Below are 12,697 nucleotides of genomic sequence, written 5' to 3'. Positions count from 1 at the left end.
GTGGGAGCGGGCTTGCCCGCGAAAGGGCTGCTACAGGCAATACACATAAGGAGCTGCACATGAAACTGCTGGTGGTCGAGGACGAAGCTCTGCTTCGCCATCACCTCTACACCCGACTGGGCGAAAGCGGCCATGTGGTCGAGGCCGTTGCCGACGCCGAAGAGGCCCTGTACCAGGCCGGGCAATACCACTTCGACCTGGCCATCATCGACCTGGGCCTGCCCGGCATCAGTGGCCTGGAGCTGATCACGCGCCTACGTAGCCAGGACAAGACCTTCCCCATCCTCATCCTCACTGCCCGTGGCAACTGGCAGGACAAGGTCGAGGGCCTGGCGGCCGGTGCTGACGACTACCTGGTCAAGCCGTTCCAGTTCGAAGAGCTGGAGGCTCGCCTGAATGCCCTGTTGCGCCGATCCAGCGGCTTCACCCAGTCGACCATCGCCGCCGGCCCCCTGGTGCTCGACCTCAACCGCAAACAGGCCACCCTCGACGAACACCCCCTGGCGCTGACGGCCTACGAGTACCGCATTCTCGAATACCTCATGCGCCATCATCAGCAGGTCGTGGCCAAGGAGCGCCTGATGGAGCAGCTGTACCCGGGGGACGAGGAGCGCGACCCCAATGTCATCGAGGTGCTGGTCGGCCGCCTGCGCCGCAAGCTTGAGGGCGAGCACGGCTTCAAACCCATCGACACCGTGCGCGGCCTGGGCTATCTGTTCACAGAGCGCTGCCGATGATCCGCTCCCTGCGGGTACGCCTGATGTTGGCCGCCGCCGTGCTGGCGCTGCTGTTCATGCTGGCGCTGTTGCCGGCCTTGCAGAAAGCCTTCAGCCTGGCCCTGCAGGAATCGATCGAGCAGCGGCTGGCCTCGGATGTGACCACACTGATTTCCGCCGCGCGCATCGAGCATGGCCAACTGCAGATGCCGACGCTGCTGCCGGACGAGCGTTACAACCTGCCGTATACCGGCCTGCTGGGCTACATCTTCGACCGCGACGGCAACCTGGTCTGGCAGTCGCGGGCCACTGCCGATCGGCACATCAATTACAGCCCGCGCTACGACGGGCGGGGTAACGAGTTTGCCCGCATTCACCAGTCCGACGGCGAAGAATTCTTCGTTTACGACGTCGAGATCAAGCTGCTGGGCGGCCAAAGTGCCGCTTACAGCATTGTCGCCCTGCAGCCGGTGAGCGAATACAAGGCCACCCTCAATGGCCTGCGAGAAAAGCTCTACCTGGGCTTTGGTGCTGCCTTGCTGGCATTGATGGTGCTGTTATGGGCGGGCTTGACCTGGGGGCTGCGTTCCTTGCGGCGGCTCAGCCACGAGCTGGATGAGGTGGAATCGGGCGCACGCGACGGCCTGAGCGGCGAGCACCCTCGCGAGTTGCTGCGCTTGACCCGTTCGCTCAACCGCCTGCTCCGCAGTGAGCGCGAGCAACGCACGCGCTATCGCGATTCGCTGGATGACCTGGCCCACAGCCTGAAGACGCCGCTGGCGGTGTTGCAAGGTGTGGGCGAGAGCCTGCAGCAGCGCAGCGGCGAGCGCGAGCAGGCGCGGGTGCTGCAAAGCCAGATCGAGCGCATGAGCCAGCAGATCGACTACCAGCTCCAACGCGCCAGCCTGCGCAAGAGCGGCCTGGTGCGCCACAGCGTGAGGCTGCTGCCGTTGCTCGACAGTTTGTGCAGCACGCTGGCCAAGGTTTACCGGGACAAACAGGTGAACGTGGCCCTGGAGGTGCCTGATGCGGCACAGGTGCCGATGGAGCAGGGCGCCTTGCTGGAGATGCTCGGCAACCTGCTGGAAAACGCCTACCGGCTGAGCCTGGGCCAGGTGCGGGTAAGCCTGGAGCAGGCGCCCGGGCAGTTGACCTTGTGTATCGAGGACGATGGGCCGGGGGTGCCGGCCGATCAGCGTGAGCGCATCCTGGAGCGGGGGGAACGGCTGGACAGCCAGCACCCGGGGCAGGGTATCGGGCTGGCGGTGGTCAAGGATATCGTCGACAGCTACGACGCCGAGCTGAGCCTTGGGGATTCGCCCTTGGGTGGGGCCGCGTTCAGGATCACCTTCAACCTCGATTGATTCGCCGGCACAGGCAAATCGTATCGGGCGGATTCCCGCCATACCCCCTGTACAAATCCCGCCACCGGGCGGAAATCCGCCAGCCTTCCTCAGGCAAATCGCCCCGTCGTTGGGCATTTATCCCTAGCAAATACGGCCTCTGCACCCTTCGTGGGCATTTTGGCACCACCCTTGCTATTGATCCCTTCAGAGACCTGCCCAGGCAGCTCGAACACAACGACAAATCCCTCCGGGTGCAGGAGGGTTAGCGATTCAGGTGCCCCATCACCCTGGGAAGGGTGGGCCGGCACACTTGAGGAAAATGAGCCATGACGACACGTCAGCCGCTGTACAAATCCCTGTATGTCCAGGTGTTGGTCGCCATCACCATCGGCATTCTGCTCGGCCACTACTACCCGGAAACGGGCGTCGCCCTCAAACCTTTGGGTGACGGCTTCGTCAAACTGATCAAGATGGTCATCGCCCCGATCATCTTCTGCACCGTGGTCAGCGGCATCGCCGGCATGCAGAGTATGAAGTCGGTCGGCAAGACCGGCGGCTACGCGCTGCTGTACTTTGAAATCGTCTCCACCATCGCCCTGATCATCGGCCTCGTCGTCGTCAACGTGGTCAAGCCAGGCGCTGGCATGCACATCGACGTCAGCACCCTGAACGCCAGCAGCGTGGCTGCCTACGCCGCCGCCGGCGCGCAGCAGACCACCGTCGGCTTCCTGCTCAACGTCATCCCCAACACCGTGGTCGGCGCCTTCGCCAACGGCGACATCCTGCAAGTGCTGATGTTCTCGGTGCTGTTCGGCTTCGCCTTGCACCGCCTGGGCAGCTATGGCAAGCCGTTGCTGGACATGATTGACCGCTTTGCCCATGTCATGTTCAACATCATCAACATGATCATGAAGCTGGCTCCGATCGGTGCCTTCGGCGCCATGGCCTTCACCATTGGCCAGTACGGCGTTGGCTCGCTGGTGCAACTGGGCTACCTGATGGCCTGCTTCTACATCACCTGCCTGCTGTTCGTGCTGGTGGTGCTGGGCGGTATCTGCCGCGCCCACGGCTTCAGCGTGCTCAAGCTGATCCGCTACATCCGTGAAGAGCTGCTGATCGTGCTGGGTACTTCCTCGTCGGAATCGGCACTGCCACGCATGCTGGCCAAGATGGAGCGCCTGGGTGCCAAGAAGTCGGTTGTCGGCCTGGTGATCCCGACCGGTTACTCGTTCAACCTGGATGGCACCTCGATCTACCTGACCATGGCCGCGGTGTTCATCGCCCAGGCCACCGACACCACCATGGACATCACTCACCAGATCACCCTGCTGCTGGTGCTGCTGGTGGCCTCCAAAGGTGCTGCCGGCGTTACCGGTTCGGGCTTCATCGTGCTGGCCGCCACCCTGTCGGCTGTTGGCCACTTGCCAGTTGCTGGCCTGGCGCTGATCCTCGGCATCGACCGCTTCATGTCTGAAGCCCGCGCCCTGACCAACCTGGTAGGTAACGCCGTTGCTACCGTGGTGGTTGCCAAGTGGGTCAAGGAAATGGACAACGACAAGCTCGCTTCGGAGCTGGCTTCCGGTGGTGCTCCGCTGGTCGATACCCGTCCTACCGATGACCTGGGCGTGGCCGAAGGTCCGGCTCGCTGATCGCGGGATGGTTAAATGAAAAAGGCGACCCTTGAGGTCGCCTTTTTCATGTTCGTGCCGCGTTCAGGCCAGCACCACTTCCAGCACCCGGATCACCTCCGGCTGCGGGTAATGCCACCTCACTTGCACATCCCAGAACTTCACCCCATACACCCGTTCGGCCGGTGGTATCTGATAGGCCGGTCGTGGGTCCTGGGCCAGGCACTGCTCGATCAGCTCTACCAGTGGCTCAGCCAGGCGTAGTGCGTGCTCGCGAGCCTGGGGCAGGGCGTTTTCACCCCACTGCACGGCAATCGCAGCGGGTGCTTCACTGGCCATCTGGTTGCTGGCGCCCGGGATGCTGTCGGCGTAGGGCACATAGGGCTTGATGTCCAGTACCGGCGTGCCATCGAGCAGGTCGATCCCGGACAGCAACAGGCGGCCAGGCTCTACCCCCTCCAGACGCACCACTGACTGGCCTATGCCGTTGGGCCTGTGGGTGGCGCGGGTCGCGAACACACCCATGCTCTTGTTGCCGCCCAGGCGCGGTGGCCGCACTTTCAGGCGGGGTTTGTCTTCCAGGGCCTTGTGGAACAGGAACAGTAGCCAGACATGGCTGACCTGCTCCAGGCCTTCGACCGCATCACCCTGGTCGAACGGCGGCAGCAGTTCGAGCACGCCGCGCGCCGCAGGCGCCAGCTGCGGCTGGCGCGGGATGGCGAACTTCTCCTTGAAGCAGGAGCGCACAATACCGACCGGGGCAACCGTGTGCTGCATGGCCACTCAGCCGCGCACGCGTAGGGTCAGGCCCTTGAGGAAGTTGCGCAGCAGCTGGTCACCGCACGGGCGGTAGTTGTCGTGGCCGGCCTTGCGGAACAGCGCGCTGAGCTCTGGCTTGCTGACCGGGAAGTTGACCGACTTGAGGATCGCGTGCAGGTCGTCTTCCTTGAGCTCGAAGGCCACCCGCAGCTTCTTGAGGATGAGGTTGTTGGTCACCGGCAGCTCGACCGGCAGCGGTGGGCGGCTGTCATCCTTGCCGCGGCGGTGAATCACCAGGCCATCGAGGAAGTGCGCCATCACCCGCTCAGGGCAACGTACGAAACCTTCCTCTTCTTCTTTCTTCAGGTAGGTGGCCAGCACCAGAGGATGCACTTCGAGGCCGGAAAGCCCGATGATTTCAGCCATCTTGGCGTCGTTCACCTTGAGCATGTAGCGCAGGCTGCGCAGGACATCGTTGTGGTTCATTGCTGCAGAATCCTGTTCAGGTGCCACGCGTGTGCGTGGCGTATTGCTTAGAAACGTTCGGTAGTGGCCAGGTAGCGCCATTGGCCTAGCGGCAGTTTGCCCATCGATACGCCACCCAGGCGAATACGGCGCATGCTTACCAGCTCCAGGCGCAGGTAGGCGCACAGCTCGGCGATTTGCCCGGGCTGCGGGTTTTTCAGCACCATGCGCAGGTGGGTCTCGTTTTGCCAGCTGGCTTTGGTCTTAGGCAGTTCGCGATCATTGCGCGTGGCCCCGCGCGCCAGGCGTTCCAGCGCCTGGGGCGTGGTTTCGCCGCGCACTTCGACGATGAACTCCTGCTCCAGGCGGCGCAGGTCGGCGTTGATCTTGCGCGTTACCCGCCAGTCCTGGGTGAATACCTGCAGGCCGGTGGCGCCGCGCTCCAGCGGCGCCACGCACTCCTGCCGGGCAAAATGCCCGTGCAGGGCGCGTACGCCTTCGCGGTGAGCCTCGCTGAGGTTGCCCATGTTCATGCTGGCGCGGGCGGTTTCACTGTCGATACCGGCGGGTTGGTTCATCAGCAGGGTCACCGGTTCCAGCGTTTCGGCGCGGGCGCCCGGTAACAGCTCGACGCGCTGTTGCTCAACCTTGAACTGCGGCTGCTCGACGACCACGCCATCGACCGTCACCCAGCCGCCTTCGATATACAACTCGGCCTCGCGACGGGAGCAACCCAGCTGCTCGATGAGGCGTTTGGACAGGCGGACGGGTTCAGACATGACGGTAATTCGCAAAGGCAGGGAAAGACCCGCATTGTACCTGCCTGCGCGGCGCAGGGGCTGGGAATCTGTGTCATTTACGCCGTTTTGCGCAGGCGCATGTGCAGCAGCGGGTAGGGCTGGCCCAGGCCATCGGTGTCTGAACGGCCGAACACTTCGAAACCTTCATGCAGGTAGAAGCCCAGGGCTTGCGGGTTCTGCTCGTTGACGTCCAGGCGTTCGGCGTTCAGTTCGTCGATCGCATAGTGCAGCAGGCGCTTGCCAACCCCTTGGCCGCGGTACTCAGGTGCGACGAAAAGCATGTCCACGCGCCCGTTGGCGACCCCGGCGAAGCCACAGATACGTTGCCGGTCCTTGCAGCAGACCAGCATCACCGCATCCAGGTAGCGGCGCAGCACGTGGTCGCGCAGCAGCAGGATGTAGCCCTCTGGCAGGAAGTGATGGGTGGCGCGTACCGAGTCCTCCCACACCTGTACCAGCTCGCTGTAGTCGCTCAAGCGCGGCGTTTGCAACGTCAGTGGCGCAGGCATGCCGGTGGTCCTCCATGGCGATAGGGAAAACATAGCAGCCCAACCACCGGTCGGCTTGTCTGTGTAGCGCTTGAACGGCGGGGGGTAGGGGTCTATTAATTAAGCGTGGGAAAAAATCCCACGCAAAGAAAAACTAAAACTGACAACAAGACTTTTACTGATTTGGCGTTCTCGTGGCGACAACCTGGAGACGGACTATGCAAATCCACCTGCTGTTCAAGAAGGCCTTACTGGCGGTTGCCGTAGCTGGCGTGCTTTCGACGTCCATTGTGTTGATCCCTGACACGATTTCTCACAGCTCCAGCGCCTATGCCAAAGATGGTGGCGGTGGCGGTGGTCACGGCGGCGGTGGAGGCGGCGGTCACGGTGGTGGTGGAAGTGGCGGTGGAAGTGGCGGTGGCGGCGGAGGCCACGGCGGTGGTGGGAGTGGTGGCGGAGGCGGAGGCCACGGCGGTGGAAGTGGTGGTGGTGGCCACGGTGGTGGCAGCGGAAGTGGCGGTGGTGGCCATGGCAGTGGCGGAGACGGTGGCGGCCATGCCGGCAACAGTGGCAGCGGCCACGACGGCAATTCAAACGCTGGTCGCAGCAGCAACCATGCTGAAGCGGGTGACGATCATGGCAATCACGTGGGTGGAGAGCCCGGTGACGATCACGGCAATCACGTTGGCGGTGAGCCCGGTGACGATCATGGCAACCATGTTGGCGGTGAGCCCGGGGATGATCATGGTAATCATGTCGGCGGCGAGCCTGGCGATGATCACGGCAATCACGTGGGTGGTGAACCTGGTGACGATCGCGGCAACCCTGTGGGTGGCGAACCGGGTGATGACAACAGCAGGAGCTGACAGGCGTTGATCAGCCCAACTTCTCCCCCTTCGATGTTAAGCGCACTGCGGCGTGTCATGCGTCCGCTGGTGCGCTTGATGTTGCGCAAGGGGGTGACCTACACGGTGTTCGCCGACCTGCTCAAGGACGTGTTCGTCGACGTAGCCCACCGCGAGTTTCGCCTGGACGGCACCCCGCCCACCGACAGCCGTGTCAGCCTGCTCACAGGCGTGCACCGCAAGGATGTCCGGCGGATTCGCAGTGAAGGCGGCACGGCGCTCGCAGCCTTGCCGGCAAACATCACCCTGGGTGCACAGTTGGTCAATGTATGGACCACCAGCCCGCCGTTCTGCTCGGCACCTGGCCAGGCGCTGGCACTGCCGCGTTTGGCCAGTGTCGGCGGCGACTGTTCATTCGATGCCCTGGTGGCCAAGGTCAGCACCGATATCCGTGGCCGGGTTGTGCTGGATGAGTGGTTACGCCTTGGCATCGTCCGGCTCGACGAGCAGGATTGTGTGCACCTGGAGGCCCAGGCATTCGTGCCGCAGACGGGTTTCGATGAAAAAGCCGCCTACTTTGGCCACAACCTGCATGACCATGCCTGCGCAGCGGTGCACAACCTCAGTGGCGAAGGCCAGCCGTTCTTTGAGCGCAGCGTTCACTATGATGCCTTGAGCCTGGCCAGCGTCGAACACGTGCGTGAAGTGGTTTCCACGAATGGCATGCAGACGCTGCTTGCTTTCAGCCGGCTTGCAGCAGAGCTGGAGGGCGCTGATGAGCCCGCCGTCGAGCAGCGTCAGCGCATCACCGTAGGGCTTTATTTCTACACTGAAGCTACCCAGCCCGATTTGTCGAAGACACCCGGCCCATGACTTCTCTTGCGCGCTGCCTCAGTGCTATCACGCTCGCCCTGGTTTTCGGGTTGAACCTGATGGCGCCTGCCGAGGTGGCCGCAGCGCCGGTGTGTGTCAGCCGTGATGAAGTGGGGATGGCCGGTGCCGCAGGCGTGCAGTTTCCGGGAGGGACGGGCGGCACCGGTGTGCGCAGTGAAAACGGTGGTGTTGGCGGCACTGGCGCACCGCATCCGCAGCGCCCCGGTGGCACAGGCGGTACGGGTGCAGTGGCGGAGGGTGTGGACGGCACCTACTTTGATCACAGCAGTGGCGGTGTTGGCGGTACCGGTGCGCCAATCCTGCGCCCGGGCGGTACCGGCGGTACCGGCATTGTCGGCACCATCACCGGGTTTGCCTCGATCTGCGTCAATGGCATGGAAGTGCACTATGGCAAAGACGTACCGGTGAGTCAGAACGGTGCACCGGCCAGCAGTGCTCACCTGGCCATCGGGCAGGTTGTGGCGGTGGAGGCCATTGCCACCCAGCGCGGCCTGCAGGCTGGGCGTATCTCGATCCTCAACGCCTACGAAGGGCCGCTGACGGCGCTCCCCAGCGCTTCGGCCCCGCTGCGGGTGATGGGGCAACCGGTGCGCCTTGCCGCAGGCGCGCGGGTGGCGCAAGGGCTGCGCCCGGGCGAGCCGGTCCGGGTCAGCGGCTTGCGCGATGCCAGGGGCGAAGTGGTGGCGACCCGTATCGAACGGGCCCCGGGGCTGCGAGAGGCCAGTGCCATTGGGGCGATTGATCGCCCTGGTAGCCTTCAAGGGCTGCAACTGGGTACCCGCGTAGCTCCGGCACGGGAACTGCTGGTGCGCGGCCAGTGGACCGGGCGTCAACTGGAAGTGGCGCAAACCCGCCCTGACCCTAGCCTGCCGTTTGCTGGCCGTGTGCAGCAGGCGGTGGTCGAAGGGCTGGTGCAGCGCGCGCAGGCTCGGCAACTGGTGGTTGCAGGCATCAATGTGACGCTGGGGCAGGGCACCGTGATCGTTGGTAAACCGGCGGCGGCGTTGGCGCTCGATCAGCGTGTGCGGGTGAGTGGTGTATTCAATGGCGCTCACGAACTGCGGGCAACGCGTGTGGAGTTCCAGGATGACCGCGCCGACAACCCGGACAGAGGCCATTCGGGGCGTGGCAGCGAGCACGGCAGCAGTGATTCCGGCAGTTCAGGCAACAGTGGCCATGGCACACGCGAAGCGACCGCTGTTGGCACCGAAGGCCGTGAGGATCACAGCGGTGGCAGCGACATTGAGGACGCCAGCGGGCACGGCAAGTCAGACAACGTGGACAAGTCTGGCAAGGCAGAGCCTGTCGAAACGGTAGAGCAGCCTGAAAGCAGCAACAGTGGCCGTTCTGACCGGGTAGAGCGGGTCGAAGTCGAAAAGGTAGAAAAGGCCGAGAAGGTTGAGAAGGTTGAGAAGGTTGAGAAGGTTGAGAAGGTTGAGAAGGTTGAGAAGGTCGAAAAAGTAGAGAAAGTCGAAAAGGTGGAGAAAGTCGAGAAGCCTGAAAAGGTCGAGAAGGTTGAAAAAGTCGAGAAGCCCGAAAAAGTAGAGAAAGTCGAAAAGGTGGAGAAAGTCGAAAAGCCTGAAAAGGTCGAGAAGGTTGAAAAAGTCGAGAAAGTCGAAAAACCGGAGAGGATAGAGACCGCCGAAAAAGTCGAGCATCCGGAGCGTTCCGGGCGTTAGGCAACTAGGCTGGGTAGGTCCGCTCACACTTCCCGACGGGATACCGAGGTGCCGATGAGACCGACCCTCCCGCTTCTCGCCTGCCTGCTGTCATGCACCAGCGTATCAACCTTGGCTGACACCTTCAGCGCGGCCATCGGCATGGACTATTCAAGCGGCGACTATGGCACGGGCACCACGTCGGAAATCTGGTACGTGCCCGTGGTCGGCAAGTATGAAACCGGCCCCATGACCTACAAGGTCACCGTTCCCTGGCTACGCATCACCAACCCGGAAGTCGGCCCGAATGGTGACCCCTTGCCCGGCGGTTGCCGGGATGTGGAAAGCGGGCTGGGCGACACGGTTGCCAGCGCCGGGTACGCTCTGCTCGATGGCATCGACGGCGGCCTGATGCTGGACCTGATCGGCAAGGTCAAATTCCCCACCGCTGATGAAGACCAGTGCCTGGGTACCGGCGAATACGACTACACTGCCCAGGTCGACATCACCAAGGGCTTTGGCTCGGTCACCGGCTTCGCGACACTGGGCTGGAAGAAGTTCGGCGACCCACCCGACAGCGATTTCGACGACCCGGTATTCGCCAGCCTCGGCTTTGCCATGCCTGTGGCTACGGGCACGTCGGCGGGCGCGTCCTACGACTGGCGGCAGAAGGTGGTCTCGACAGGGTCGCAGATCAAGGAACTGACCTTGTTCCTGACCCACAAGCTCAACCCGCAATGGAAAGTGCAACTGTATGCGGTCAAAGGCTTTTCGGACGCCAGCCCGGATGCAGAGGGGGGGCTGATGCTGTTTCGCACGTTCTGACAAAAAAGCCCCTGCGCCGGCTTACCGGGGCAGGGGCTTTTCAGTGTTTCAGCCGCTTCAGATAGGCTCGGCCCACATGTCGTACTCGTCGGCATCCACCACACGGCAGCGTACTTTGTCGCCTGGCTTGAAGCCATGATCGCCGTCGATGAACACGCTGCCGTCGATTTCCGGGGCATCGAAGAAGCTGCGGCCAACTGAACCTTGCTCCTCGACTTCGTCGATCAGCACGTCGATTTCCTTGCCGATGCGCAGTTGCAGGCGGGCGGCGCTGATGGCCTGCTGGTGGGCCATGAAGCGGTCCCAGCGGTCCTGCTTGATGTCGTCCGGCACTTCTTCCAGGCCCAGGTCGTTGGCCGGTGCGCCCTCTACTGGCGAGTACTGGAAGCAGCCCACGCGGTCCAGCTGGGCTTCGGTCAGCCAGTCCAGCAGGTACTGGAAGTCTTCCTCGGTTTCGCCCGGGAAGCCGACGATGAAGGTGGAACGGATCACCAGCTCGGGGCACTGTTCGCGCCAGTTCTTGATGCGCGCCAGGGTGCGGTCTTCGAAGGCCGGGCGCTTCATCGACTTGAGCACTTTCGGGCTGGCGTGCTGGAACGGGATGTCCAGGTACGGCAGGATCTTGCCGGCGGCCATCAGTGGGATCACGTCGTCGACGTTCGGGTACGGGTACACGTAGTGCAGGCGTACCCAGGCGCCCAGGCTGCTCAGTGCTTCGCACAATTCGAGCATGCGGGTCTTGACCGGGCGGCCGTTCCAGAAGTCGGTCTTGTACTTGACGTCGACGCCATAGGCGCTGGTGTCCTGGGAAATCACCAGGATCTCCTTCACCCCGGCCTTGACCAGGCGCTCGGCCTCGCTCAGCACTTCACCCACCGGGCGGCTGACCAGCTTGCCGCGCATTGACGGGATGATGCAGAAGCTGCAGCTGTGGTTGCAGCCTTCGGAGATTTTCAGGTACGCGTAGTGGCGCGGGGTCAGCTTGACGCCCTGAGGCGGCACCAGGTCGATCAGCGGGTTGTGGTCCTGGCGTGGCGGTACCACTTCGTGCACGGCGTTGACCACCTGCTCGTACTGCTGCGGGCCGGTGACCGACAGCACGCTCGGGTGCACATCACGGATGCTACCTTCTTCGACACCCATGCAGCCGGTGACGATGACCTTGCCGTTTTCCTTGATTGCTTCGCCGATCACTTCCAGCGATTCTGCCTTGGCGCTGTCGATGAAGCCGCAGGTGTTGACCACCACCACGTCGGCGTCCTCGTAGGTGGGCACGACTTCATAGCCTTCCATGCGCAGCTGGGTCAGGATGCGCTCGGAATCGACCAGGGCTTTAGGGCAACCCAGGCTTACGAAACCTACCTTGGGGGTGGCGGGCGTGGTGGACATGACTAACCTCGGTATTGAATGCAGGTCGCCCGGCCGGAATCGGGGGCGATCTTGACGGGCGCTTTGGGCGCCTCTGATCAAAAAGTGCGCAATTCTAGCGAGCGTGACGTCGCTTGACCAGCAGAAATACGACGAACGCTGCGCTATGCAAGCCAACCGGACTGTGCACGACTGGTAAAACCTCGAAACACAGCCAGGCAATGCCTCCCCTTGAACCGATGAGCTCCTGTCATCACCCTCTTTCACGCCTATGAAACCTTTTCTTGAACTTATTCAATTCTTATAGTTTTCTTATAAGACTGGCGTGGATATGAATACGATCAACTGGTCACGCAACGCAGTGAAGCAACTCAGGAAAATCGACAAGGTTGATCAACCCAAGGTCTACGACGCCGTTCAGGCGTTGGCGCACATGCCGCACGCTCAAAGCGTCAAGGCGCTGGTCAACCACCATTATGGTTACCGGCTAAGGGTAGGTAACTACCGGGTTCTGTTCGACTGGGATGGAGGCGTGAAAATTGTCAGCATCGAGGAGGTCAAGAAGCGCGATGAGCACACCTACTAATGTACAGATCATCAATGGCGCCGACGGTCGTCCTGCCTTTGTCGTGTTGCCCTATGCCGATTACATCGCCAGCCGCCCGCAACCGGACTTGGTGCCCAACGAGGTGGTTGGCTATATGGTGAAGGACGGCATGACTGCCATTGCTGCCTGGCGCAGGCATCTTGACCTGACTCAGGCTGAAGTCGCCCAGCGCCTGGGGATCTCGCAGTCAGCCTATGCCCAGCAAGAAACAGCAGAGCGCCCGCGTAAGGCTACTCGCGAAAAGATTGCCGCTGCCTTGGGCATACCCATGCAGTGTCTGGACCTTTAGTTTTTGCCG

The 12,697-nt window shown here is 62.5% G+C and carries 14 protein-coding genes; 9 read left to right on the top strand and 5 right to left on the bottom strand.

Annotated features, from left to right (window positions below):
- Positions 1-59 precede the first annotated feature (59 nt).
- The 3 genes from ACF8MI_RS03930 to ACF8MI_RS03920 all read left to right on the top strand — a co-directional run bounded on the left by ACF8MI_RS03930 (position 60) and on the right by ACF8MI_RS03920 (position 3,711).
- The gene (locus ACF8MI_RS03930) at positions 60-737 is read left to right on the top strand and encodes a response regulator (protein ID WP_016712023.1); all 678 of its coding nucleotides are present in this window, start codon (positions 60-62) and stop codon (positions 735-737) included.
- Complete coding sequence (locus ACF8MI_RS03925) at positions 734-2,080, top strand: ATP-binding protein (RefSeq protein ID WP_016712022.1); 1,347 nt, start codon at positions 734-736, stop codon at positions 2,078-2,080. Before ACF8MI_RS03930 ends, ACF8MI_RS03925 begins: the two co-directional genes overlap by 4 nt.
- A 308-nt stretch (positions 2,081-2,388) precedes the next feature.
- Positions 2,389-3,711: a dicarboxylate/amino acid:cation symporter gene (locus ACF8MI_RS03920; protein WP_060498602.1), complete on the top strand. Its 1,323-nt coding sequence runs from the start codon at positions 2,389-2,391 to the stop codon at positions 3,709-3,711.
- Between the two features lie 63 nt (positions 3,712-3,774).
- Here the strand turns inward: ACF8MI_RS03920 and tsaA are convergent, their stop codons facing one another.
- The 4 genes from tsaA to ACF8MI_RS03900 form a co-directional block, all read right to left on the bottom strand.
- On the bottom strand, positions 3,775-4,467 hold the full coding sequence (gene tsaA, locus ACF8MI_RS03915; RefSeq protein ID WP_060498603.1) for a tRNA (N6-threonylcarbamoyladenosine(37)-N6)-methyltransferase TrmO: 693 nt from the start codon (positions 4,465-4,467) through the stop codon (positions 3,775-3,777).
- A 6-nt stretch (positions 4,468-4,473) separates the two neighbouring features.
- Complete coding sequence (locus ACF8MI_RS03910; RefSeq protein WP_060498604.1) at positions 4,474-4,935, bottom strand: DUF1456 family protein; 462 nt, start codon at positions 4,933-4,935, stop codon at positions 4,474-4,476.
- Between the two features lie 47 nt (positions 4,936-4,982).
- Positions 4,983-5,693: an rRNA pseudouridine synthase gene (locus ACF8MI_RS03905; protein ID WP_060498605.1), complete on the bottom strand. Its 711-nt coding sequence runs from the start codon at positions 5,691-5,693 to the stop codon at positions 4,983-4,985.
- Positions 5,694-5,770: 77 nt separating this feature from the next.
- Positions 5,771-6,223, bottom strand: coding sequence for a GNAT family N-acetyltransferase (locus ACF8MI_RS03900; RefSeq protein WP_060498606.1), 453 nt, complete (start codon positions 6,221-6,223; stop codon positions 5,771-5,773).
- 309 nt (positions 6,224-6,532) lie between these two features.
- Here ACF8MI_RS03900 and ACF8MI_RS03895 point away from each other — a divergent pair, with 309 nt between their 5' ends.
- The 4 genes from ACF8MI_RS03895 to ACF8MI_RS03880 are packed head-to-tail and all read left to right on the top strand — an operon-like array spanning position 6,533 to position 10,424.
- Positions 6,533-7,078 (top strand): hypothetical protein, encoded by a 546-nt coding sequence (locus ACF8MI_RS03895; RefSeq protein ID WP_200929153.1) that lies wholly within the window; start codon positions 6,533-6,535, stop codon positions 7,076-7,078.
- Positions 7,079-7,125: 47 nt separating this feature from the next.
- On the top strand, positions 7,126-7,920 hold the full coding sequence (locus ACF8MI_RS03890; RefSeq protein ID WP_060498608.1) for a DUF6502 family protein: 795 nt from the start codon (positions 7,126-7,128) through the stop codon (positions 7,918-7,920).
- Positions 7,917-9,620: a DUF5666 domain-containing protein gene (locus tag ACF8MI_RS03885; RefSeq protein ID WP_392517368.1), complete on the top strand. Its 1,704-nt coding sequence runs from the start codon at positions 7,917-7,919 to the stop codon at positions 9,618-9,620. The genes ACF8MI_RS03890 and ACF8MI_RS03885 overlap by 4 nt, the downstream gene beginning before the upstream one ends.
- 54 nt (positions 9,621-9,674) lie before the next feature.
- Positions 9,675-10,424, top strand: a complete 750-nt coding sequence (locus ACF8MI_RS03880; protein WP_164524196.1) for a hypothetical protein — start codon at positions 9,675-9,677, stop codon at positions 10,422-10,424.
- Between the two features lie 57 nt (positions 10,425-10,481).
- Here the strand turns inward: ACF8MI_RS03880 and rimO are convergent, their stop codons facing one another.
- On the bottom strand, positions 10,482-11,813 hold the full coding sequence (rimO, locus tag ACF8MI_RS03875) for a 30S ribosomal protein S12 methylthiotransferase RimO (RefSeq protein ID WP_060498611.1): 1,332 nt from the start codon (positions 11,811-11,813) through the stop codon (positions 10,482-10,484).
- 310 nt (positions 11,814-12,123) lie between these two features.
- Between rimO and ACF8MI_RS03870 the strand changes: the two genes are divergently transcribed.
- Together ACF8MI_RS03870 and ACF8MI_RS03865 are read left to right on the top strand one after the other, a co-directional pair.
- Positions 12,124-12,378 (top strand): type II toxin-antitoxin system RelE/ParE family toxin, encoded by a 255-nt coding sequence (locus ACF8MI_RS03870; protein ID WP_060498612.1) that lies wholly within the window; start codon positions 12,124-12,126, stop codon positions 12,376-12,378.
- Positions 12,362-12,688 carry a helix-turn-helix domain-containing protein gene (locus ACF8MI_RS03865; protein ID WP_060498613.1) on the top strand — a complete coding sequence of 109 codons (327 nt, stop codon included), beginning with the start codon at positions 12,362-12,364 and terminating at the stop codon, positions 12,686-12,688. The genes ACF8MI_RS03870 and ACF8MI_RS03865 overlap by 17 nt, the downstream gene beginning before the upstream one ends.
- The last annotated feature ends 9 nt before the right edge of the window (positions 12,689-12,697 follow it).

Source organism: Pseudomonas sp. yb_9 (assembly GCF_043103635.1).
Lineage (GTDB): Bacteria > Pseudomonadota > Gammaproteobacteria > Pseudomonadales > Pseudomonadaceae > Aquipseudomonas > Aquipseudomonas monteilii.
The sequence above is the reverse complement of the archived record's forward strand: the minus strand, read 5'-3'. Positions and strand labels throughout refer to the sequence as shown.